Consider the following 23,481-nt stretch of genomic DNA (forward strand, 5'->3'; position numbering starts at 1 on the left):
TCCGCCACTCGTCAGCAAGAAAGCAAGCTTTCTCCTGCTACCGTTCGACTTGCATGTGTTAAGCCTGCCGCCAGCGTTCAATCTGAGCCATGATCAAACTCTTCAATTCAAGTTCAATCGCTCAATAAACTGCTTAGCTATAAATAAAACACTACTTAAAAAGTAATTATGAATTTTCAGTTAAGCACCTATTAAGACTTCAAAATTAAAAATAGTTTAAAACAAGTCAATCAACAAGTGCCCACACAGATTGTCTGATACATTGTTAAAGAGCAAAAAATAACGACGCACGTGGAAACTTAAATACTTCACAACAGTGCGTCGTTGTGTGCGGTGCATTATAGGGATTTTCAAAACCCTTGCAAGTACTTTTTGTAAAAATATTTAAAAAAATGATCTTTTGATGGAAATATAAACATTTCATTAAAAAGTGCGGTCAAAAATACAATAATTTTCCAATTATTATTTTTTCCAATAGCTTGGAATAAACAGCACGATTAATGAAAACATTTCTAAACGTCCACAGATCATAGCAAAACTAAAGACTAATTTAGCACTTTCTGGAACATCAATAAAACTTTCGTGAATAAAACCAAGTCCCGGTCCTGCATTCGTTAATGTGGCGAATACGGCTCCCATCGCATCAAAAGCATTCATTCCACAAAGAATAACAGCAAAAACACACCCCCAATAAACCAGTATAAAAATAATGAAAAATGCCCAAATACTTTCTATCATTCTTGGTGCTAGACGATTTTTACCTATTCGAATTGGTTGTACTAAATTTGGATGAATTAAACTATGCAGTTCTCGATCGATTTGTTTCCACAATATAAGTGTCCGTATCGCTTTTAATCCCCCAGTTGTTGAACCACCACAACCACCAATTACCGCAGAAATTACCAGTAAAAGCCCAATAAAAGGCGGAAGATTATCAATATCAAAAATCGTATAACCAGCAGTCATTGACATTGATGTTAATTGTAATGCACCTTTTGTTACTGCCTCGTTCATATCTGAAACTAAACCATAACCATATAAAGATAGAGATACAATACCAATAAAAATAATTTGCATCGTTAGAAAAAAACGAAATTCGGGATCTTTCCAATAATTTCGCCAAATATTTCTTTTACCTAGTGCAAGAAAAGCGGAAATATGTAAACTAAAATTAACACCCCCAATCAGCATAAAAATTGTTGTAACCCAATAAATGGAAGCTTGATTAAAATAGCCAATACTTGCATCATGTGTTGAAAACCCCCCATTAGAAATCGTCGAAAAACTATGCCCAATGGCATCAAAAAGATTCATTCCTGATAGCCAATATGCAATGGCACAAAGAACAGTTAATGAAGCATAAATAATCCATAGAGCTTTCGCCACTTCTGAAATTTTAGGCAAAGATTTTTGATCTTTAAGAGGGCCTGAAGATTCTGCTCGATATAATTGTGTCCCACCAATTCCCAACAGCGGAATTATCGCCACAGCCAATACGATAATCCCCATACCACCTAACCATTGTAAAAACTGACGATAAAACAAAATAGATTTAGGTAAATTATCCAGCCCCGTCATCACCGTTGCACCAGTAGTAGTTAAGCCAGAAAATGCTTCAAATACAGCTGAAGCAATAGTTAAATGTGGTGAATCGAACAATAAAAGAGGCAATGTTGCCAAGCTTCCTAAAACTAACCAAAAAGCCACAACAATCAAAAAACCATCACGAGATCGTAATTCTTGTTTATGGTGATGGCATGGCCACCAAAGCAATGTGCCAGCCGTCAAGCTCAACATAAAAGCCTGCATAAATGCCTTGCCGCCACCATCGCCATAAATCAGTGCGACAAATGCTGGAATCAGCATCGTGCCAGAAAAACACATCACAAGAATACCAATAATTCGGATAATCGATAAAATATGCACTATTATTCGCCTGTCTCTAAAAGTTGGATGACTAATCTGCCCGCAGATTTTTCCGTTAATTCTGAAGAAAACGCCTCTATTGTTTTTTCACTAATACCTAAAATCAAATGAATATTTGCCTGAAAATCTTGAGATAAAATCTCAATCTGATGTTTTTCACAAAGTTGTTGGACTAAATTTAGCTGGCCATAGTCACAATCAAGTTTGAAAGAGGCTCGTTCAACTTTAATTTCGCTTTCAATCAGCTTTAACGCTTGTTGAACACCATTACCGTAAGCACGAACTAATCCGCCCGTTCCAAGCAAAATACCTCCATAATAGCGAACCACCACCGCACTGATTTCACCTAATTGACTACCTTGCAATGCACTCAACATTAGCTTTCCTGCCGTTCCAGCAGGTTCGCCATCATCAGAAAAACCAAGTTGTAGAGAATCTGTTGGCTTACCTGCTACGGCAGCCCAACAATGATGCCGAGCATTTGGGTGTTCTTGTTTAATCTTTGCCCAAAAAGCTCTCGCGTCTTCTAAACCTTCGGTGTGCTGTAAATAAGTAATAAAGCGGCTTTTCTTAATTTCTTCTTCAAAAATAACCGCACTTTTAGGAACAAGGTATTCCGCCATTTATTTTTTCAAAGTAGTTTCAATGACACTAGTCTATCACTGATGACTGGGATTTGTCGAAATTTTGCCGTAAGTGCGGTATGATATAGCTCTGTTTTTCAAAAGAAAAAAGAATATGTCTGAAATTTCCGTCACACAAACCCTAGATACTTTAGGATTACGTTGTCCAGAACCGGTGATGCTTGTTCGTAAAAATATTCGTCATCTTAACGATGGAGAAATACTTTTGATTATTGCTGACGATCCTGCAACAACAAGAGATATTCCAAGTTTCTGTCAATTTATGGATCACACCTTACTGCAAAGTGAAGTTGAAAAACCACCGTTCAAATATTGGGTGAAAAAAGGAAAATAAAAAAATCGGCCGTCATTAAAGTGCGGCCGATTTTTTTGTAATTTTTAAAGATTGCGTAAGGCTTCAATACGCTTTTCGAGTGGCGGATGACTCATAAAAAGTTCACTTCGTTTTCCATTAATCATAAAGGCATTTAAAGAACCTTCGAGATTTTGTGGTTCGTGAAGTTGTTGCAAACGTTGCAATGCCATGATCATCTTTTCTTTGCCTACTAGACTTGCGGAACCTGCATCTGCACGAAATTCGCGGTAGCGAGAGAACCACATTGCGATAATACTCGCAAGCACACCAAAGAGCATTTCCAATACCATCGAAACCAAGAAATAAATACCTGAACTGCGCGTTTCTTCTCCATTATTGTTACGCGAACTTGCCACCGCTGTTGCGATAACACGAGACAAAAAAATCACGAAAGTATTCAATACACCTTGCAATAATGCCATAGTCACCATATCGCCATTTGAAATATGAGAAATTTCGTGCGCTAAAACAGCTTCAGCTTCAGCTTCCGTCATGTTGTTTAATAATCCAGTGCTCACTGCCACCAAAGAATTGCCTTTTGTCGCACCTGTAGCAAAAGCATTCACATCGGGTGAATGATAAATCGCCACTTCTGGCATCGGAATACTCGCTTTCTGCGCTTGGCGACTAACGGTATCAATTAACCAACGTTCAGTTTGATTACGAGGTTGAGTAATCACTTCTCCATCTACAGAACGTAATGCCATCGTTTTAGACAGGAATAATGAAATTAATGAACCAGTAAAACCAAACAACAAAGCCATAATTAAAATGCCGCCGGTGCTATTTCCTGCAATACCAGTCACACTTAAAATAATACCTAATACCAGCATTACAGCCATATTGGTTGCCAAGAAAAGAAGAATACGCATCATAATGTGTTCTCTCAAAGTTAGGGTTAAGTATTTCCTTAGTTGGGAAAATTCACAAAAAATTCAAGGTATAATGTAAAATTTTTGTTATCAGCATACAAACAAAAAGCGCGGTCAATGCATCACTATTGTAGTGTTATCAATCTAAATACGATATAATCCCCAAAAGTAAACTACTCAACAAATTAAGGATCTTAAATGTATAGCAAGCAAGCAAGCAAGCAAGCAAGCAAGCAAGCAAGCAAGCAAGCAAGCAAGCAAGCAAGCAAGCAAGCAAGCAAGCAAGCAAGCAAATAGCATAAATTTCTTTTCTTTGCTGTCAATAGCAACCAATAAAAAAGAGGTGGCATAATGGCAGCGAAAAACAGCAACCTTTCTAAAGCAAAAATCGCCAAAAACGACGAGTTTTACACCCAATACCACGACATTGAAAAAGAAATGCAAGCCTACTTGGATTTCAATCCTGATGTGTTCAAAGATAAAACCATTCTACTTCCTTGTGATGATCCCGAATGGAGCAACTTTACCAAATACTTTGCCCAAAATTTCCAGCGTTTAGGTTTAAAAAAGCTTATCAGCACAAGCTTTGCCGCTACCAGCAAACCTGCGGGCTTTGCTTATCAACCCTCTTTATTTGAGCAAAGTGATGAACGTTTTGATCTAGAATTAAGCCCAAAACAAGGCAAAATTTTTACGCTTACGCACGATAAGTCGGGCGATGGTAAAATCAATATTGACGATTTAGAGTGGAAATATTTAAAAGGCGATGGTGATTTCCGTAGTGATGAAGTGAAAAAATTACGTGATCAAGCCGATATTATTATCACTAACCCACCATTTTCCCTGTTTCGAGAGTTTTTGGCTTGGATTGTAGAAGCAGATAAAAAATTCACAATTATAAGCAATAAGAATGCTATTACTTATAAAGAGGTTTTTCCTCTAATCCAATCAAATAAAATTTGGTCTGGAGCAATGTCTATGGGAGCAGATATATTGTTCCATATCCCTAAAGAAATGGAAAATGAATTTATTGAAAATAAACAAGAAGGTAGTGCATATCGAAAAGTTGGAAATGAGCTAATGGCAAGAACTACAGGAATGTGGCTTACCAATTTAGATCATGGTCGCCGTCACGAGCCATTACCATTAATGACAATGGCAGACAATCTCAAATTTAATAAAAAAATCGTAGGTACAGCTGCTTACTTAAAATACGATAATTACAATGCCATTGAAGTCCCTTTTACTAATGCAATCCCAAGTGATTTTGACGGGATAATGGGAGTACCGATTTCTTTCTTAGATAAATACAATCCAGATCAGTTTGAAATTTTAGGAGCAACACAACGAGGTTGTCATGATCTTGTTCCAGATACAAAAAAATATGATGACTATTGGGAAATGAAACAAAATGGTGAGAAAACAGGCTCAAAAGGTGGAAAAACAAATGAGAACGCAAATCTTGCAATGAATGATGGAAAGAAAAATTATTTCATAAATCAAGATGGGCACTCAGTGCAATCTGCTTATCAGAGAATTTTTATTAAGCACAAACAGTAAAAATCCTTCAAAAATCAACCGCTCTTATAACGGAAAAATCAACAATGATGCAAACAACCTTAAATAATGAAATCACTTTAGAAGCCCTGTGCGAAGGATTCCAATATAACGAATTGGAAGGTAAAGGGTTATTTGGCTGGGGTGGAAAACTCACCATTCAGCCTGAATATCAACGCAACTATATTTATGCAGACGGTAAGCGAGATGTTGCAGTAATTCAATCCATTTTAAAAGGCTACCCACTTGGACTGATTTATTTTAACCAAACTGCTGACAACCAATACGAAGTACTAGACGGACAGCAACGCATTACCAGTATTGGGAGATTTATGACCAATAAACTCTCAATCATCATTGATGGAGAGCCATTTAACTTTAATGCGTTACCAGAAGATAAACAGGAATTAATTAAAAAAAACAAATTGCTGGTTTATATTTGCAAAGGCGATGAAAGCGATATTAAAGAATGGTTTAAAACTATCAACATTGCAGGTGTACCGCTCAATGAGCAAGAATTACTGAATGCAATTTATTCGGGCAAATTTGTCACCAAAGCGAAAGAAAAATTTAGTAATAGCCAAAATCCACATACGCAAAAATGGGGTGCTTATATTAAAGGCTCTGCTGCTCGACAAGATTTCTTAGCTGAAGCCTTAAATTGGGTAAGCAAAGGCAAAGTGAGCGACTATATGCAAACTCATCGCCACAGCGACAACATTACCGAATTAGAAAATCATTTCACCACGGTTATTGATTGGATTTCAATGGTATTTGAAGAAAGCCCAGAGAAAGAAATGAAGGGCTTAGAATGGGGACGATTGTACGACACCTACGGCAAAACTGCCTACAATCCCAAACAAGTTGCAGGGCGGGTAAAAGCCTTATATTCCGATCCTTATGTAAAAAACCGTAAAGGGATTTTTGAATATATTTTAGGTGGAGAACAAGATAAACGATTGCTAGATGTTAGAGTATTTGACGAAGCTACCAAAAAAGCAACTTATAAAAAGCAAACCGAGCAAGCCGAAAAAGAAGGAAAATCCAACTGTCCACTTTGTGCCATTCATGACAATGTCAATAAAACCAAAATTTGGACAATGAAAGAAATGGAAGCAGATCACGTTTCCGCGTGGAGCAAAGGGGGGACAACTTCGGCTGAGAATTGCGAGATGCTTTGCACAATGCACAATCGAGCGAAAGGGAATAAATAACCTATACAATACAATGCCCTAAACGTAATTTTTCGCGTTAAGGGCAATAATTTAATCTTTACAATAAACTATTTTCTTACAGCAATCGCTTCAATTTCTAATCCTACATCTTTTGGTAAACGTGCAACTTCTACGCAAGAACGAGCAGGGAAGTTAGGATGATTATTTTCTTTAAAGAAACGTTCGTATTCTGCATTAACCGCTGCAAAATCATTAAGATCTTTCACAAAAACCGTCGTTTTTACAATATCTGCAGCGGTTAAACCCGCTTTCTCGATAATTGCTTTCACATTTTCTAAAGATTGGCGCGCTTGCGCAACGATATCCGCAGGCACTTCGCCTGTTGCAGGATTCACGGGAATTTGTCCTGAGGTTAAAACTAAATTGCCAAGATCAACCGCTTGAACATAAGGGCCAATGGCTGCTGGTGCTTTTTCAGTATGAATAATTTGAGTCATCATTTTCTCCTTGGTTGATAAAAAGTGCGGTTATTTTTCACCGCACTTTTTTGTTTATTAATCAATTTCTTTTAGCACGTCATCAGAAAGTGATTCTTTATTTTCTGTTGATTTGCCATCACTCACTTTAAATTGTAAATTTTGGTAATACGCTTCTCTAAAGGTTACATATGGATCTTGAGCTTGGCGTAACAACTCAGCGTTATCAATATTTTTCGCACGGGCATCCACTGCTTGCACACCATATTTCACTAACGACCACGGACCGCCAACCCATTCCCAGAATGGATACATATAAGCCGCATCAACCACAGCACCGGTTAATTGTCTTGGCGTTGTTGCATTATAAATCGGTAGCACAATATAAGTGCCAGCATCTACGCCGTAGCTACCTAACGTTTCACCAAAACCACGTTGATTATCTATGCGTAATTCTTTGCTTGCGCTCGCAAAATCAATAAAGCCACCTAGACCAAATACGGTATTAATCCAAAAGCGATTAAAGTGAACAAATGCTTTTTTCGGTTCACCTTCAATTAAGCGGTTCACAAAGCTTACTGGCTCATCAAGATTATTGGCAATGCCAGCAAGACCTGAAGAAATTGGCTTAGGCACATAGTTATTCCAACCTTTTGCAGCGGGTTCTAACACATAACGATCCATAACGTTATAGTTAAATTTCCACATGGTTCGATTGAACCCTTCAAGGGTATCATTACGGTCACTCGCTTGTTTTGTGTCGTTCTTATTTGCACAACCTGTCAGCATAATTACGCCAAAAAGTGCGGTCAAAATCGTCTTTATTTTCATTTTGAATCCTTATATAAATGTGGGCTTATTCTACCTAATTTGCCAAATAACAACAAAATAAATATTTCCCATAAAACATATAAAAAGTGCGGTAAAAAAACATTATTTTTACCGCACTTTCTCATCCCTAACATAAAACTAATTTCGTTTTCTGACCTTTCAGATAATTAACAATTCCTTCGGGAACATCATCCGTAAACAAATATTCCACATCACTTAATTCGCCCAAGCGAACAATCGCTTGGCGAGTAAATTTAGAGTGATCGGTCACTAATAAGGTCTGACGTGAACTTTCAATAATCGCTCTCTTGACTTGTACTTCGTGGTAATCATAATCCAATAATGAACCATCAGCATCGATCGCGCTAATCCCTAAAATCCCGAAATCTAGGCGAAATTGAGAAATAAAATTCACCGTAGCTTCGCCGATAATTCCACCATCCATTCGTAATGATCCGCCCGCCATGACAATATCAAAACTTTCATTTTGGCGTAAAAGATGGGCGGCATTTAGATTGTTCGTCACAATTCTGAGTTTTTCGTGGCCAAGCAACGCATTGGCGACAGCCTCAGGCGTGGTACCAATATCAATAAACAAAGATGCACCGTTAGGAATCAACTTCGCAACTTCCTGTGCAATATTATTTTTTTGTAATGAAAAGAATTGTTTACGATCCACGTAATCAGAATTTTCTGCAGAAGATGGTGATGCCGCACCACCGTGATGGCGACGGATTAAATCTAACTCCGCCAAAATATTCAAATCACGGCGAATCGTTTGAGGGCTAACATCTAAGGCAGCAACCAGTTCTTCCGTGCTTAAATAGCCAGCTTGCTCCACCAGTTTAATAATTTTTTGATGGCGTAACGATTGTTTCATAGCGAATCCTTTATCCAAATTAAACAGGCTTACTCTAGCGAATTTTTGCGCAATTTGCTATCAATAAATCCCCAAAGAAGACCGACAATCAAGCCTGATATATGCGCAGCATTTCCCATTTCAATACCAAATAATGGGCTAACAAAACCTAATGCGATCCCCACCAACAACATGGTGAAAAAACCTTCTGGCAGATCAAATAAATGATGATTCAACTTATCGCGTATAAATACATAGCCTAGCACAGCATACACAACACCAGAAAGTCCAAAGAAAGCGGGGCCAGACACATAGTTTTGCACATACCCTGTTATGGCGGAGGCTACAACATACAACATCAATAATTTGACTGAACCAAAAGTGCGCTCAATCATTCCACCGAAAATAAAAAACCAAGACAGATTAAACAAAATATGCAAATTAGATAAATGTACCAGTGTATGTGAGATATAGCGCCACGCTTCGCTATCTTGCTCTTCGTAAGCGGGGTAATGCATCAAATACATAATATCGTCTTCAAAACCCAGCTGTTGAGCAATATAAATAAGCGCACAAAGTGCGGTGAGAATTAGCGTGATTTTTCCCTGTTGAGCTAAAAAGTTTTTCATTCGTGATCTCGTACTTCTGCGCAAATTTAAAAATCAGACTTCGCATTAAAGGTCATTGTTTCCCCTGTAATAGGATGGGTAATCGTCAATTCCTCTGCGTGCAAGCATAATCTTGGCGACATAGCTTTAGCCTGTGGATGAGAATAAAATTTATCGCCTAGAATTGGATGCCCCAATGCTAACATGTGCAAGCGTAATTGATGAGATCGGCCTGTCACGGGCGTCAGTTTCACGCGAGTACTGTTATTGGGAAAACGTGCTAAAACTTCGAATTTTGTGACCGCTCTTTTTCCTAAAACAAAATCCAAACGTTGGCGCGGTCGATTTTCCCAATCACAAATCATTGGAAAATTTACCTCGCCATAATCTTTCTCCAAATGCCCCCAAACAATCGCTTGATAATGTTTTTTCGGTTCACGTTCGCGAAATTGACGTTTTAATTCACGATCCGCCGCCTTACTTAAAGCAAACACAATAATACCGCTCGTTGCCATATCCAAACGATGAGCCGGTTCACAAAAGCCGAATTTTTCTTTCACTCGACTCATTGCACTATCGTAATATTGTGGTTGATTGCCCGGCACAGAAAGCAAACCGCTAGGTTTGTTCACCACGCACAAATGATTATCTTGATAAATAATATCTAAATAAGGTTCAAGAGGCGGATTGTATTCAATCAATGCCATTTTTATTCCTTGTTCGTCACAATGACACGCAAGCAATCCAAACGCCAATTTGCTTTAGAAAGCTCGTCCAGTGATTGTATTCGTTGTTGTTCCAAAATATCAATTTCGCTTTGGCGAATATTTTTATTTACCGCTCGCAAAGCCTGTAAACGGTTAATTTCTGCGCTTAATTGTTGGTCTGCTTGATTTTTAGCCTCAGAAATAATCGGTTCAGCTAAAGATTTTACGAATTGATCGCCTCGCGTGATCAAGGCTTCAATATTAGCCCGTGCCATTTTCACCATTTGATTGGCAATATTTTTACCAAGTGGTTTCAATTTGCTATGCAAGGTTTCAAAGGCAACCTGCTCACCAATGTTATTTCCTTTGTTATCAAGCAGCAAACGAATAGGCGTTGGCGGCAGGAAACGATTGAGCTGTAATCCTTTTGGTGATTGGCTTTCCACCACGTAAATTAATTCAATTAATAAGGTTCCAGCGGGCAGTTGCTTATTCACAAGCAATGCCATTGCAGCTTTGCCAATATCCCCCGAAGCAACAAGATCAATACCTTGACGAATCATAGGATGATCCCAAGTCAAGAATTCCATTTCTTCGCGAGCAAGGGCAAGTTCTCGATCAAAGGTAACCGTCACACCTTCTTCTTTTAAACCTGGAAAATCGGGCACAAGCATTGTCCCTGTTGGGCTAATCACAATACTATTTGCCCCAAGTTCCTCTTGTTCTACGCCAATAATATCAAACAATTTTAAGGTAAAATTTACAAGCTCAGGCGAATTATCTTCATCAGCAATTTGATCCGCTAACGCTTGTGCTTGCTCACCGCCATGAGAATTTAGCTCTAATAAACGATCGCGACCTTTTTCTAACTCAATCTTGAGTTTTTCCCGTGCGGTTTTAGTTTGTTTTAATAATTCAGAAAATTCATTCTCTGAAAGTGCGGTAGAATTTGACCGCACTTTTTCCAACTCATCGAAAAACTGCGTAAATAATGCCATTCCCATTGGACAAGTTTGTTCAAAAGCATTCAGCCCCTCATTGTACCAACGCGCTAAACGACTTTGAGGTGAATCTTTCGCACAAGGCACATAAATTTGCACATCACGTTTTTGTCCAATACGATCTAATCTCCCAATACATTGTTCCAATAAATCAGGATTTGTCGGTAAATCAAATAACACTAAATTTGCTGCGAATTGGAAGTTACGCCCTTCCGAGCCAATACTCGAGCTCAGTAAAACCTGCGCGCCGTTTTCTAAATCCGCAAAATAAGCGGCAGCTCTATCACGTTCAATAATCGACATTTTTTCGTGGAATACCGCTGCACGAATCGCCTCACGTTCACGTAAAATTTGTTCTAACTGAATCGCCGTTGCCGCTGTCTGACAAATCACAAAAATTTTTTCATCGCGATGGAGTTTGAGGAAATCAATCAACCAATCAATTTTCTCATTCTCTTCAGAGAGTGTAATTTGGTGGTAAACACGGTGCGGAAAACCTTTCACCCCTTGACGTGTATTGCGGAATAACATTCGCCCCGTACCGTGACGATCAATTAAGGCTTGAATCAGTTCCTGACGGGCTCGATGTTGTTCTTCATCATTATTTGATGCAATTGCTTTAAAAAGTGGCTCGACATCTTGTTCAAGTAACAAATCAGAAATATGATTTTTTTCTACCGCACTTAATGCCTTATTTGCCAGCAAAGATTCAACGGCATTAACCACAGGTTGATAGCGTTCCTGCTCTTTCACAAAGGTTTGATAATCAAAGAAACGTTCTGGATCCAGTAAGCGCAAACGAGCAAAATGACTTTCTTGCCCAAGTTGTTCAGGAGTTGCAGTGAGTAACAAAACGGATGGAATGATACGAGCAAGCTGTTCAACTAATAAATAAGCTGCACTTGGCGAGGTTTCGGACCAAACAAGATGATGTGCCTCATCCACAATTAAACAGTCAAATTGAGCATTGAGCACCTGCTCTACTCGGTTTGGATGAGTTTCTAACCAATTCAGCGAACAAATAATTAAGCTTTCAGTTGTAAACGGATTAACCGCATCAAGATCAAAATCGTTGCAACGTTCTTCATCAAAAAGTGAAAAATGCAAATTAAAACGACGAAGCATTTCCACCAACCATTGATGTTGCAAGGTTTCTGGCACGATAATAAGAACACGTTGCACTTTCTCAGCAAAAAGTTGATTCTGCAAAATCATTCCTGCTTCAATGGTTTTCCCTAAACCAACCTCATCCGCCAATAATACGCGAGGATTAACTCGATTACCGACTTCAGCTGCAATATGAAGCTGATGAGGAATTAAACCCGCACGCGTTCCGCGTAAACCACGCAATGGCGATTTAAATTGTGCTTGCTGATGACAAAGCGTACGATAACGCAATGCAAAATGGCTGCTACGATCAATTTGCGCTGAAAACAGACGCTCTTTCGCTTGGCTAAAAGAAATAATCGATGAAATATCACGTTCTTGCACAATGACATCTTCACCTTGTGGATTTTTAACTAAATAAAATAGCAAACCGTTCATATTTTGAACGTCTAAAATCTCACCTTGCCAGCCTGCTTGATGGGATAATGTTTCACCTTTGCTAAATACAATTCGACTTAAAGGCGCTTGTGCAGCAGCATATATACGCGTTTCATCCGCAGCAGGGAAATAAATCGTGACAGTTCGTTGATCTAATGCGGTAATGATACCTAATCCTAAAGCGTTTTCACTTTCACTCAACCAGCGCTGACCAATAGCAAAGGGCATAATAATTCTCTTTCTGATTCGTATTGATAAAATTTGGGGGCGTATTGTAGCTTGCTTAAATAGCAAAAGAAATTAATAAAAGAGAATAAAAAAATGGATTGAAGAAATAAATGGCACGCCCTAAAGGATTCGAACCTTTGACCCACGCCTTAGAAGGGCGTTGCTCTATCCAGCTGAGCTAAGGGCGCATTCAAAGGATTTCTTTTGTACGGAATTTCAAGACAATATAAAAGAAGTGGTCGGCGAGATAGGATTTGAACCTACGACCCACTGGTCCCAAACCAGTTGCGCTACCAAGCTGCGCTACTCGCCGACGAGTGCGGTCAATTATAGGTTTGTTTTTATCTCAGTCAATTAATTTTTTGATTTTTTAATTTAATTGTTCAAAATTATTCCACTTTAGGAAAAATGCCCCCTTTTTCGTTGTAAAAAAATCATTGTCCGCTAAAATAGCAAACGCTTTCTTTCCCATCATTCAAAAGGACAGCTCAATGACCGCACAAATCATCTCTGGTACCGCACTTTCAAAAAAAATTAAAGCCGATGTGGCAGATAAAATCACCCATTACGTTAAGCAAGGAAAACGCGCGCCTGGGCTTGCTGTCATTCTCGTGGGTGCCGATCCTGCTTCGCAAATCTATGTCGGTAATAAACGTAAAAGTTGTGAAGAAATTGGTATTCTCTCTAAATCTTATGATCTGCCAGATACCACCACGCAAGAGGAATTGTTAGCGGTTATTGACCAGCTTAATGCTGATAAAAATATTGATGGTATTTTGGTGCAGCTACCGTTACCCAAACAAATTAATACAGAAGCAATAATTGAAAGAATCGACCCGAAAAAAGATGTGGATGGTTTCCATCCTTACAATGTTGGGCTTTTATGCCAACGTATTCCAACTTTACGTGCCTGCACTCCTTATGGCGTAATGAAACTATTAGAAACAACGGGCATTGACTTACATGGCAAACACGCAGTAATTGTAGGCGCATCCAATATTGTCGGACGCCCAATGTCTTTAGAATTATTATTAGCAGGCGCAACTGTCACAGTAACTCATCGATTTACCAAAGATTTAGAAAGCCATGCTCGCCAAGCAGATATACTTGTCGTCGCGGTAGGTAAGCCGAATTTGATTCCCGGAGATTGGATCAAAGAAAGTGCGGTAGTCATTGATGTCGGAATTAACCGCCTAGATGGAAAATTAGTAGGCGATGTAGAGTTTGATAAAGCAGCAGAAAAAGCGGCATATATTACCCCCGTTCCCGGCGGTGTTGGGCCAATGACCGTTGCAATGTTAATGAGCAACACACTTTACGCTTATGAACACAACAAATAGCTTTGTATAAAAGAATCTTATCACAAGAAAAATGGGTTAAAGCCTTATTCGCTTTAACCCATTTATTTTAATCATTCAAGAATTTTGTAAATAATCAAATCTAAATTAGTTCAACCAGAACATATAGCCGACAGTTGCAATCACGACGATACACACTAAATTCAATACGAAACCAGCTTTTACCATTTCACTTTGTTTCACTTGTCCAGAACCAAATACAATAGCATTTGGAGGTGTTGCAACTGGTAACATGAAGGCACAGGATGCACCAATACCAATAATTAATGCTAAACCAATTTCAGGCATACCCAATGATTGGGCGATAGAAATAAATATTGGGACGAGTAGTGCCGCACTTGCTGTGTTAGAAGTAAATTCAGTTAAGAAAATAATGAATGCTGCAACTAACAAGCCAATAAGATAGAAATGTTGTCCTTCAATCATAAAGACAATACTATCTGCTAAAATTTTACTTGCTCCAGAATCCTTCAATACCGCACTTAATGTTAATCCACCACCGAAAAGCATTAATACGCCCCAATCGGTACTTTCTTGAATTTGTTTCCAGCTTGCAATGCCCGTAGAACAAATCACAATAGCGGCTAATAAAGCGACGACACTATCGAAGCTCGCAATATTTTTCTGCAAACCAAGTAAGCCTGAAATCAGCGGATTAATTTGCCCACTAAATACCCAAGTTAAAGCAATTACAACAAAAATAACAAGTGTTAATACACGCACTGAATTCATTTCAATGCTTTCAAAAGATTGCTCAAAATTAATATGAAGTTTTGGCTTAAAAATAATGTAAAGCGTACCAATCATCAGTGGTAGTAAAATGATCATTATTGGTAAACCGTACCATAACCAATCTGCAAAAGTTAAATGTAAGTTACTTGCTACAATCGCATTCGGTGGGCTACCCACAAGGGTTCCCATACCACCAATTGATGCACTATAAGCAATCCCTAACAATACAAACACATAAGTATTATGTTCTTTCTCACGATCAAGTTGGCTTAAAATTCCCATTGCGAGGGGTAACATCATGGCTGCAGTTGCCGTGTTACTCATCCACATAGAAAGGAAGGCTGTAATCAAAAAGAGATAAATAATGGCAATAAATAAATTACCACGCGCTAACGCCATAATCTTATTAGCAATCATTTTATCAAGTTTTTGAATATGTAAGGCTGTAGCCAAAGAAAAGCCACCAAAGAATAAAAAGATTGTAGGATCAGCAAAAGCCACTAAGGCTTGTTTAGTACTCACTAAATCTAGCGCGATCGCCAATAATGGCACCAATAATGCGGTAACCGTAACATGCAATGCCTCGGTTAACCAAAGCACTGCAACAAAAGCCAATAAAGCTAAACCAGCACTAGCCTTTGGGTCATAAGGTAGCACATTTAATAACACAAAAAACAGCACTATATCTAAAATAAAAATAATGCCACTTTTATGATTCTTGAAAGATTTCATCTCAGTCATAAAGCTCCTCCGTTAGTGTTCTAACTCGAACGGACTACAATGTTAAATGAATGTTAATAAGTTGCAATGCTCAATTTTCAGAAATGTGATCTAGTGCAATAAATTTTGATAAAAAAAGTGCGGTTATTTTTCACCGCACTTTTGCTCTTTCGTATTATTCGTCCGAATCATCTAAATCTAAGGGCTCTTGCGAAAGTATAATTCCTGTCAGATCTGCGTAAATATAATCTTCTGGGAAAAAGGTTACGCCACCAAAGTTTACTGGAACATCACTCTCACCAGCTGTGCTTTCATCTGCACTAACTGGAATTGGCGCAAGGGCATGAATACCAATATCGAGGTTTTCTAATTGCTGAATTTGGCGTACTGCACCATATACAATAATGCCTTCCCAACCATTATCAACAGCAAGTTGAGCCAATTCTGCATCAATCAAACCACGGCGTACCGCACCACCGCCATCAACGATAAGCACTCGACCTTCGCCATTTTCTTCTAATACTTCAGCAATTAATCCATTACTTTCAAAGCATTTTACCGTAGTGACTTTACCGTAAAAATTACTTACGCCACCAAAACTTGAAAAAATTGGCTCGACTACATCCACTTGTTCTGCATAAAGATCGCAAAGTTCTGAAGTATCAATAAACATAACTTTCCCCTATCGATTGTTGAAATTTTGTTTGCTTTAGTATATGCCGATTTAGCCGATAAGCAAGCCTAAACTAAACAAGATATTGATTAATAACGAAATCATAGACATTTGAGCCAACATTGGACGCAATTCACTTGGCTGCTGACTGCGATAAACAAAGATCGCATGTTTAGCTAACAGCGGCATTGCCAATACAAATAAATAATTTGTCCAAGAAATAGCCGTTGCCACCGCAAATGCCAAATAACATAGGGCCGCCACACTTAATAAAATACAATGATAAACACGCCCTTTATATGCACCTAAACGAACAGCTAAGGTATTTTTGCCAGCTTTCGCATCCTGTTCAATGTCGCGTAAATTATTGATATTTAATACCGCACTTGCCAATAAACCAGAACCAATAGCAGGCAAAATAATGTGGCTATCAATACTGTGAGTTTGCAAATAATAAGTGCCGCCAACACCAAGCAAACCAAAAAATACTAATACAGAAATATCGCCTAATCCCATATAGCCATAAGGTTTTACCCCAACCGTATAAGTAATAGCAGCAACAATAGCTAAAATACCAAGCCCAGCGAAAGCGAATAAATCCGAGAGGTTTTCATAAGCGATTCCAATCAAGAAACTTCCTGAAAGAAAACTTGCCACCACCATTAGAATTAATCCACATTTCAGTTCTTTGGCTGAAATTGCGCCTTTTTGAATGCCACGTAATGGCCCAATACGTTCTTCAGTATCTGAACCTTTTTGATGATCCCCATAATCATTGGCAAAATTAGAAAGCACCTGCAATAAAATTGTCGTAAGTAAACAAAGCGCCATTACAAGCCCATTAAAACCTTGTGGATTCGCCCAATAACCTAATGCCGAACCTGTGAAAATCGATGCCAACGCTAAGGGCAAAGTTTTTGGTCGAGCCGTTTCCCACCACATTTTCAATTTTTCATTTGTCATTTTTTTTTGACCGCACTTTTGATTACAATAAGCCGCACATTCTACACTAAGATACCCAATTTATGAATGATTTAACCTTATCACCTATCGCCATTATCCACACACCTTACAAAGAAAAATTCTCCGTACCACGCCAACCTAATTTAGTTGAAGACGGAGTAGGCATTGTAGAACTCTTACCGCCATATAATTCGCCTGAAGCCGTACGAGGATTGGAACAATTCAGTCACCTTTGGTTAATTTTTCAGTTTGACCAAATCCAACAAGGAAAATGGCAACCCACAGTACGCCCTCCGCGGTTAGGCGGTAATCAACGAGTTGGCGTGTTTGCTTCACGTGCAACGCACCGTCCGAATCCTCTCGGTTTATCCAAAGTAGAATTACGTCAAGTAGAATGCATCAACGGTAACGTTTTTCTCCATTTAGGTGCGGTGGATTTAGTGGATGGCACACCCATTTTCGATATCAAACCCTATATTGCCTATGCAGATAGTGAGCCAAATGCACAATCGAGCTTTGCCCAAGAAAAACCACCAGTAAAACTGACTGTTGAATTTACCGAGCAAGCTAAAAGTGCGGTAAAAAAACGAGAAGAAAAACGGCCGCACTTAAGTCGTTTTATTCGCCAAGTGCTAGAGCAAGATCCGCGTCCAGCCTATCAACAAGGTAAACCGAGTGATCGTATTTATGGTATGAGTTTGTATGAATTTAATGTGAAATGGCGAATTAAAGCAGGCACGGTGAATTGTGTAGAAGTGATTGAAATAGAAAAAGACAAATAGATGACATATATAAATAAGGCAGGGAATCCCTGCCTTAGTCGATTTAAATGCCTTATCTTAAGAAAAACTGCCCTTTAGCTAATTTAATAATTGTCATTAGAACTAATAGGCCAATCATTAAATTCGAGAAAACAAAGGCAAAAATAGACACGCCTTGTAAAACATTGCCATGATAGAAAGCGATAGCACTGTTTGCCATAGACGCTAATCCGAATGAGAATCCCCATAAGCCAATGTTAAGTCCTTTTTCCACAATCCAAGGGAATAATCGCAATAAGAAAAATAATTGCAAGAATCCATATCCCCAAAGGATTTTAACTAAAGTATCCACTTCGCCATGATTGAGTGACAAATAAGCGGATGCGCCCACAAATGCAGGCGCAAGAATAATGCCCATTGTGGCTCTAAATGGCGGCTCAAGAGATGAAATTCGCAAATGTTGTAATAATACGGGCTCAAAAATAATCCATGCAACCATTCCTGCACCGAAGAACAAATAACCTAAATCATGGTAACCCAGTAATGCCAATGAACTTGCACTTGTGAAATTTGCCGCTACCGCAGGCAAATAAAACGGAGGGCGAGTAGATTTTTGTTCAAATACACCACCTTGCCATAGTTCACTGATACGCAATGATGAGAAAAGTAACTGTCCTACTGTACCAACCCAAATCATCACTTCAGCTATTAAAGGATTCCAACGATAAATAATATCGCCTACCAACATGGTTGTAATAGGAATCAACGCAATAAAGGAAAAACGAACAGGGCAATGATACTCTGCTCTAACTTCCTCAAAGTAATAACGAAGTTTATACGCATACATTAAAATAAATAAAATCCAGACCGCACTTGCTACAATGCCAAGAACATCACTTACGGTTCGGGCAGTAGGAAATAAGTTTTCTAGATGAAGCCAAGCCAAAGATAAAGCGGCCAAACCAAGAGGAATACCGAAATATCCTGTTGGAAGAGGAAAAGGTTTTGTTGTACTCATAATATTATCCTTATTTTGAAAAAATTTAGCGAAGTTTAGCACAGCCATCAACAACAGACTTTTCTAAAAATCTCAAATTTTTGTGAAATTTCTATAAAGAAACACACTTATTGTTCTGGAATAAAACGTCTACTAATTTTCATACAAATAAAAAACCCGAACTTTCATTCGGGTTTTCTTATATAGGGAATTAATTATTCCACATCATCTGCCATATTAAGCATTTCAGCTAAGTTTGCACTTGCATCGTCTGCAGTCATAACAAACTCATCAGCGATAGCAGCTTCATCTTCTTCAGATAATTTCGCTACGACATCATCAACTAAACGATGTTTGTGACGATTTTGATGATACGCAAAACCTGTACCCGCAGGAATTAATCGACCTACGATTACGTTCTCTTTCAAGCCACGTAATTCATCACGTTTACCTGCCACTGCTGCTTCGGTAAGAACACGAGTAGTTTCTTGGAACGATGCGGCAGAGATGAAGGATTCAGTCGCAAGAGACGCTTTGGTAATACCCAATAATTCGCGTTCAAACTCAACTGGCGGTTTGCCTTCTGCTTCACGTTGACGGTTAACGATTTTCACACGAGCAACTTCGACTTGTTCCCCTTCAAGGAATTCTGAATCGTAAGCTTTAGTAATTACCGCTTTACGTAACATTTGACGAACGATAACTTCGATATGTTTATCGTTGATTTTTACCCCTTGTAAGCGGTAAACATCTTGTACTTCGTTCACAATGTATTCAGTTACTGCACGCACGCCACGTAAACGTAAAATATCATGTGGTGTTTCAGCACCATCAGAAATTACGTCACCACGTTGTACCATTTCACCTTCAAATACGTTGAGCTGACGCCATTTTGGAATCATTTCTTCGTAAGTTTCGCCTTCCGCAGGAGTAATTAATAAACGGCGTTTACCTTTAGTTTCTTTACCGAAAGACACGATACCAGAAATTTCAGCCAAAATAGCTGGTTCTTTTGGTTTACGTGCTTCAAATAAATCTGCAACGCGTGGTAAACCACCGGTAATATCTTTCGTACCCACAGACTCTTGCGGAATACGTGCTAATGGTTCACCCACTTTTACTGCTGCGCCATCGTCTAAACTTACGATTGCTTTACCCGGTAAGAAATACTGCGCAAGAACATCCGTTTCAGGTAAGAAAATATCGTTACCATTTGCATCAACTAATTTAATGGTTGGACGTAAATCTTTACCCGCAGTAGCACGTTCACCTACGTCTTGAACCACGATTGATGATAAACCTGTTAATTCATCAGTTTGACGCGTTACAGTTAAGCCATCAATAATATCAACGAATTTCACAAAACCAGATACTTCAGAGACAACTGGCATTGTATGTGGATCCCAATTTGCGATAGTTTCGCCTGTTGTTACATCTTGGCTGTCACCTTTGCTTAACACCGCACCGTAAGGCACTTTATAGTGTTCTTTAGTACGACCAAATGCATCGGTAATAGTTAATTCAGTATTACGAGACGTTAATACTAATTTACCTTCATCATTAGTAACGAATTTCGCATTCATTAAGTGTAATGTACCAGTGTTTTTAACTTGTACACTCGATTCTTTCGCTGCTGCAGATGCCGCACCACCGATATGGAACGTACGCATGGTTAACTGTGTACCCGGCTCACCGATAGATTGAGCAGCAATAACACCCACTGCTTCACCTTGGTTAATTAAATGACCACGCGCAAGATCACGACCATAACATTTCGCACATACACCAAAATCAGTATCACAAGTTACAACAGAACGTACTTTTACGCTGTCTACAGAGTTTGCATCCAACACATCACAGAGTTTTTCATCTAATAACGTGTTACGAGGAATTAATACTTCTTCTGTACCTGGTTTTAAAATATCTTCTGCAGCTACACGACCTAACACTAATTCACGAAGTGGAACTTTTTCATCTCCACCTTCGATTAATGGGGTCATAACTAAGCCTTCGTGCGTACCACAGTCATCTTCTACAATCACTAAGTCTTGTGCTACGTCAACTAAACGACGAGTTAAGTAACCAGAGTTTGCTGTTTTTAATGCGGTATCTGCCAAACCTTTACGCGCACCGTGGGTTGAAATAAAGTACTGAAGTACATTCAAACCTTCACGGAAGTTCGCTGTAATTGGAGTTTCGATGATCGAACCATCTGGACGCGCCATCAAACCACGCATACCTGCTAACTGACGAATCTGAGCTGCAGAACCACGTGCACCAGAATCCGCCATCATAAAGATACTATTAAAGGATGCTTGTTTTTCAGGATTACCTTCGCGGTTGATGACTTCTTCTTGAGATAAGTTTTCCATCATCGCTTTCGCTACGCGCTCATTCGCTGCGGCCCAAATATCGATTACTTTATTATAGCGTTCGCCTGCAGTCACAAGACCTGATTGGAATTGCTCTTGGATCTCAGCCACTTCTTCTTCCGCTGCAGAAATAATTTCGTATTTCTTCGCTGGAATTTCCATATCATCAATACCAACTGATGAACCAGAACGTGCCGCATACGCAAAACCGGTATACATAATTTGGTCAGCAAACATTACCGCTTCTTTTAAACCTAAACGACGATAAGCTTCGTTAATCAGTTTAGAAATAGCTTTTTTACCTAATGTTTGGTTGAACAATGAATAAGGCATGCCTTTCGGCGCGATCATCCATAAGATTGCACGACCGATAGTTGTATCAGTCAGCGTGGTTTTCGCATCAAATTCGCCAGCTTCATTCTTCACATATTCAGTAATACGTACTTTCACGCGAGAATGTAATTCTGCTTCACCAGTACGATATGCTTTTTCAGCTTCGCGAGGATCTTGCAATAACATGCCTTCGCCTTTACCGTTCACTTTTTCGCGGGTCATATAGTAAAGACCTAATACCACGTCTTGTGATGGAACGATAATAGGATCACCGTTTGCTGGTGAAAGCACGTTGTTGGTTGACATCATCAACGCACGAGCTTCTAATTGAGCTTCAAGCGTTAATGGAACGTGTACCGCCATTTGGTCACCATCGAAGTCTGCGTTGAACGCCGCACAAACGAGTGGATGTAATTGAATCGCTTTACCTTCGATTAAGATCGGTTCAAACGCTTGGATACCCAAACGGTGAAGTGTTGGCGCACGGTTCAATAGAATTGGGTGTTCACGAATAACTTCTGCAAGAATATCCCAAACGATCGCATCTTCACGCTCAACCATTTTCTTAGCCGCTTTGATTGTCGTTGCATAACCACGGCTTTCTAGTTTAGCGTAGATAAACGGACGGAATAATTCCAATGCCATTTTCTTCGGCAAACCACATTGGTGTAAGTGCAAGTATGGACCTACAGTGATTACAGAACGACCAGAGTAATCAACACGTTTACCTAATAAGTTTTGACGGAAACGACCTTGTTTACCTTTGATCATGTCTGCAAGAGATTTTAATGGACGACGGTTAGAACCTGTAATTGCACGACCACGGCGACCATTATCTAATAACGCATCAACAGATTCTTGTAACATACGTTTTTCGTTGCGCACAATAATATCTGGCGCAATTAAATCTAATAAACGTTTTAAACGGTTGTTACGGTTGATCACACGACGATATAAATCGTTCAAATCTGAAGTCGCAAAACGACCACCATCAAGCGGCACTAATGGACGTAAATCTGGTGGAAGAACTGGTAATACAGTCATTACCATCCATTCTGGTTTATTACCAGATTGAACAAATGCTTCTAATAATTTTAAGCGTTTAGTGATTTTTTTACGTTTAGTTTCAGAGTTAGTTTCTTGTAATTCTTCACGTAATTTTTCACATTCAACGTCAAGATCCATACCTTTTAAGAGATCTTGAATCGCTTCGGCACCCATTTTCGCTTCGAATTCATCTTGCCAACGATCTTCAGCGTCAAGGTATTGTTCTTCAGTTAATAATTGACCTCGCTCTAAATCAGTCATACCTGGCTCGGTCACGATGTACATTTCAAAGTAAAGTACACGTTCAATATCGCGCAATGGCATATCTAAAAGTAAACCAATACGAGACGGCAATGATTTTAAGAACCAAATATGTGCAACTGGCGATGCAAGTTCAATGTGGCCCATACGTTCACGACGAACTTTAGTTTGAGTGACCTCAACACCACATTTTTCACAAATCACACCACGGTGTTTTAAACGTTTATATTTACCACATAAACATTCGTAATCTTTTACAGGCCCGAAGATACGTGCACAGAAAAGACCATCACGTTCAGGTTTGAACGTACGGTAGTTAATGGTTTCAGGTTTCTTCACTTCACCAAATGACCAAGAACGGATCATATCTGGGGAAGCTAACCCAATTTTAATCACATCAAAATCTTCACTGGTTTTTGATTGTGCTTTTAAAAACTTAACTAAGTCTTTCACAAATGTTCTCCTGTCGGAGTTAAAGGT

At 39.0% G+C, this 23,481-nt stretch carries 19 protein-coding genes, 2 tRNA genes and 1 rRNA gene; 5 read left to right on the plus strand and 17 right to left on the minus strand.

Features of this window, described 5'->3' with window-relative positions:
• The 3 genes from DV415_RS08235 to DV415_RS08245 all read right to left on the minus strand — a co-directional run.
• A 16S ribosomal RNA gene (locus DV415_RS08235) occupies positions 1-109 on the minus strand; the annotation flags it as partial.
• Positions 110-462: 353 nt separating this feature from the next.
• Positions 463-1,926, minus strand: coding sequence for a TrkH family potassium uptake protein (locus tag DV415_RS08240; protein ID WP_118776414.1), 1,464 nt, complete (start codon positions 1,924-1,926; stop codon positions 463-465).
• Between the two features lie 2 nt (positions 1,927-1,928).
• Complete coding sequence (locus DV415_RS08245; RefSeq protein WP_118790961.1) at positions 1,929-2,549, minus strand: YigZ family protein; 621 nt, start codon at positions 2,547-2,549, stop codon at positions 1,929-1,931.
• A 115-nt stretch (positions 2,550-2,664) separates the two neighbouring features.
• Between DV415_RS08245 and tusA the strand changes: the two genes are divergently transcribed.
• Positions 2,665-2,904, plus strand: a complete 240-nt coding sequence (tusA, locus tag DV415_RS08250; RefSeq protein ID WP_005630802.1) for a sulfurtransferase TusA — start codon at positions 2,665-2,667, stop codon at positions 2,902-2,904.
• Positions 2,905-2,948: 44 nt separating this feature from the next.
• Here tusA and htpX read toward each other — a convergent pair whose 3' ends face one another.
• A complete protein-coding gene (htpX, locus tag DV415_RS08255; protein WP_192879118.1) occupies positions 2,949-3,803 on the minus strand; it encodes a protease HtpX in 855 nt (284 codons plus the stop codon).
• A gap of 345 nt (positions 3,804-4,148) precedes the next feature.
• Between htpX and DV415_RS08260 the strand changes: the two genes are divergently transcribed.
• On the plus strand, positions 4,149-5,357 hold the full coding sequence (locus tag DV415_RS08260) for an adenine-specific methyltransferase EcoRI family protein (RefSeq protein ID WP_118790959.1): 1,209 nt from the start codon (positions 4,149-4,151) through the stop codon (positions 5,355-5,357).
• A gap of 44 nt (positions 5,358-5,401) precedes the next feature.
• Entirely contained in the window at positions 5,402-6,568 is a 1,167-nt protein-coding gene (locus tag DV415_RS08265) for a GmrSD restriction endonuclease domain-containing protein (protein ID WP_009500453.1), read from the plus strand.
• 68 nt (positions 6,569-6,636) lie between these two features.
• Here DV415_RS08265 and DV415_RS08270 read toward each other — a convergent pair whose 3' ends face one another.
• From DV415_RS08270 to DV415_RS08305, 8 genes are all read right to left on the minus strand, one after another.
• Positions 6,637-7,026: a RidA family protein gene (locus DV415_RS08270; RefSeq protein WP_005630808.1), complete on the minus strand. Its 390-nt coding sequence runs from the start codon at positions 7,024-7,026 to the stop codon at positions 6,637-6,639.
• Between the two features lie 57 nt (positions 7,027-7,083).
• Positions 7,084-7,836 carry an MlaA family lipoprotein gene (locus DV415_RS08275; protein ID WP_118776410.1) on the minus strand — a complete coding sequence of 251 codons (753 nt, stop codon included), beginning with the start codon at positions 7,834-7,836 and terminating at the stop codon, positions 7,084-7,086.
• 127 nt (positions 7,837-7,963) lie between these two features.
• Positions 7,964-8,716 carry a DeoR/GlpR family transcriptional regulator gene (locus DV415_RS08280; protein WP_005641560.1) on the minus strand — a complete coding sequence of 251 codons (753 nt, stop codon included), beginning with the start codon at positions 8,714-8,716 and terminating at the stop codon, positions 7,964-7,966.
• 29 nt (positions 8,717-8,745) lie between these two features.
• On the minus strand, positions 8,746-9,324 hold the full coding sequence (locus DV415_RS08285; protein WP_118776409.1) for a rhomboid family intramembrane serine protease: 579 nt from the start codon (positions 9,322-9,324) through the stop codon (positions 8,746-8,748).
• A 26-nt stretch (positions 9,325-9,350) separates the two neighbouring features.
• Positions 9,351-10,010, minus strand: a complete 660-nt coding sequence (gene rluA / locus DV415_RS08290; protein WP_118790958.1) for a bifunctional tRNA pseudouridine(32) synthase/23S rRNA pseudouridine(746) synthase RluA — start codon at positions 10,008-10,010, stop codon at positions 9,351-9,353.
• 2 nt (positions 10,011-10,012) lie between these two features.
• Positions 10,013-12,784, minus strand: coding sequence for an RNA polymerase-associated protein RapA (gene rapA / locus DV415_RS08295; RefSeq protein ID WP_118790957.1), 2,772 nt, complete (start codon positions 12,782-12,784; stop codon positions 10,013-10,015).
• Between the two features lie 111 nt (positions 12,785-12,895).
• Positions 12,896-12,972, minus strand: a tRNA-Arg gene (locus DV415_RS08300).
• Positions 12,973-13,020: 48 nt separating this feature from the next.
• Positions 13,021-13,097 (minus strand) — tRNA-Pro (locus DV415_RS08305).
• Between the two features lie 178 nt (positions 13,098-13,275).
• On the opposite strand from DV415_RS08305, the gene folD reads away from it, so the two are divergent.
• Entirely contained in the window at positions 13,276-14,124 is an 849-nt protein-coding gene (gene folD / locus DV415_RS08310) for a bifunctional methylenetetrahydrofolate dehydrogenase/methenyltetrahydrofolate cyclohydrolase FolD (protein ID WP_118790956.1), read from the plus strand.
• Positions 14,125-14,229: 105 nt separating this feature from the next.
• On the opposite strand, the gene DV415_RS08315 is transcribed toward folD, so the two are convergent.
• The 3 genes from DV415_RS08315 to menA form a co-directional block, all read right to left on the minus strand.
• Complete coding sequence (locus DV415_RS08315) at positions 14,230-15,615, minus strand: DASS family sodium-coupled anion symporter (RefSeq protein WP_046939652.1); 1,386 nt, start codon at positions 15,613-15,615, stop codon at positions 14,230-14,232.
• Positions 15,616-15,769: 154 nt separating this feature from the next.
• The gene (rraA, locus tag DV415_RS08320; RefSeq protein ID WP_118790955.1) at positions 15,770-16,267 is read right to left on the minus strand and encodes a ribonuclease E activity regulator RraA; all 498 of its coding nucleotides are present in this window, start codon (positions 16,265-16,267) and stop codon (positions 15,770-15,772) included.
• Between the two features lie 51 nt (positions 16,268-16,318).
• On the minus strand, positions 16,319-17,230 hold the full coding sequence (menA, locus tag DV415_RS08325; protein WP_118790954.1) for a 1,4-dihydroxy-2-naphthoate octaprenyltransferase: 912 nt from the start codon (positions 17,228-17,230) through the stop codon (positions 16,319-16,321).
• 62 nt (positions 17,231-17,292) lie between these two features.
• Between menA and tsaA the strand changes: the two genes are divergently transcribed.
• A complete protein-coding gene (gene tsaA / locus DV415_RS08330) occupies positions 17,293-18,012 on the plus strand; it encodes a tRNA (N6-threonylcarbamoyladenosine(37)-N6)-methyltransferase TrmO (protein ID WP_118790953.1) in 720 nt (239 codons plus the stop codon).
• 52 nt (positions 18,013-18,064) lie between these two features.
• Here tsaA and tehA read toward each other — a convergent pair whose 3' ends face one another.
• Both tehA and rpoC read right to left on the minus strand, forming a co-directional pair.
• Positions 18,065-19,009 carry a dicarboxylate transporter/tellurite-resistance protein TehA gene (gene tehA, locus DV415_RS08335; protein ID WP_192879114.1) on the minus strand — a complete coding sequence of 315 codons (945 nt, stop codon included), beginning with the start codon at positions 19,007-19,009 and terminating at the stop codon, positions 18,065-18,067.
• 194 nt (positions 19,010-19,203) lie between these two features.
• On the minus strand, positions 19,204-23,454 hold the full coding sequence (gene rpoC, locus DV415_RS08340; protein WP_118790952.1) for a DNA-directed RNA polymerase subunit beta': 4,251 nt from the start codon (positions 23,452-23,454) through the stop codon (positions 19,204-19,206).
• Between the last annotated feature and the right edge of the window lie 27 nt (positions 23,455-23,481).

The sequence above is a fragment of the Haemophilus haemolyticus genome (genome assembly GCF_003490595.1).
Lineage (GTDB): Bacteria > Pseudomonadota > Gammaproteobacteria > Enterobacterales > Pasteurellaceae > Haemophilus > Haemophilus haemolyticus_L.

What these genes read in the sequence shown, in the direction of transcription:
- DV415_RS08245 (WP_118790961.1), bottom strand. Translation starts at nt 2,549, where the DNA reads ATGGCGGAATACCTTGTTCCTAAAAGTGCGGTTATTTTTGAAGAAGAA.
- tusA (WP_005630802.1), top strand. Translation starts at nt 2,665, where the DNA reads ATGTCTGAAATTTCCGTCACACAAACCCTAGATACTTTAGGATTACGT.
- DV415_RS08260 (WP_118790959.1), top strand. Translation starts at nt 4,149, where the DNA reads ATGGCAGCGAAAAACAGCAACCTTTCTAAAGCAAAAATCGCCAAAAAC.
- DV415_RS08265 (WP_009500453.1), top strand. Translation starts at nt 5,402, where the DNA reads ATGATGCAAACAACCTTAAATAATGAAATCACTTTAGAAGCCCTGTGC.
- DV415_RS08270 (WP_005630808.1), bottom strand. Translation starts at nt 7,026, where the DNA reads ATGACTCAAATTATTCATACTGAAAAAGCACCAGCAGCCATTGGCCCT.
- DV415_RS08275 (WP_118776410.1), bottom strand. Translation starts at nt 7,836, where the DNA reads ATGAAAATAAAGACGATTTTGACCGCACTTTTTGGCGTAATTATGCTG.
- DV415_RS08280 (WP_005641560.1), bottom strand. Translation starts at nt 8,716, where the DNA reads ATGAAACAATCGTTACGCCATCAAAAAATTATTAAACTGGTGGAGCAA.
- DV415_RS08285 (WP_118776409.1), bottom strand. Translation starts at nt 9,324, where the DNA reads ATGAAAAACTTTTTAGCTCAACAGGGAAAAATCACGCTAATTCTCACC.
- rluA (WP_118790958.1), bottom strand. Translation starts at nt 10,010, where the DNA reads ATGGCATTGATTGAATACAATCCGCCTCTTGAACCTTATTTAGATATT.
- rapA (WP_118790957.1), bottom strand. Translation starts at nt 12,784, where the DNA reads ATGCCCTTTGCTATTGGTCAGCGCTGGTTGAGTGAAAGTGAAAACGCT.
- folD (WP_118790956.1), top strand. Translation starts at nt 13,276, where the DNA reads ATGACCGCACAAATCATCTCTGGTACCGCACTTTCAAAAAAAATTAAA.
- DV415_RS08315 (WP_046939652.1), bottom strand. Translation starts at nt 15,615, where the DNA reads ATGACTGAGATGAAATCTTTCAAGAATCATAAAAGTGGCATTATTTTT.
- rraA (WP_118790955.1), bottom strand. Translation starts at nt 16,267, where the DNA reads ATGTTTATTGATACTTCAGAACTTTGCGATCTTTATGCAGAACAAGTG.
- menA (WP_118790954.1), bottom strand. Translation starts at nt 17,230, where the DNA reads ATGACAAATGAAAAATTGAAAATGTGGTGGGAAACGGCTCGACCAAAA.
- tsaA (WP_118790953.1), top strand. Translation starts at nt 17,293, where the DNA reads ATGAATGATTTAACCTTATCACCTATCGCCATTATCCACACACCTTAC.
- tehA (WP_192879114.1), bottom strand. Translation starts at nt 19,009, where the DNA reads ATGAGTACAACAAAACCTTTTCCTCTTCCAACAGGATATTTCGGTATT.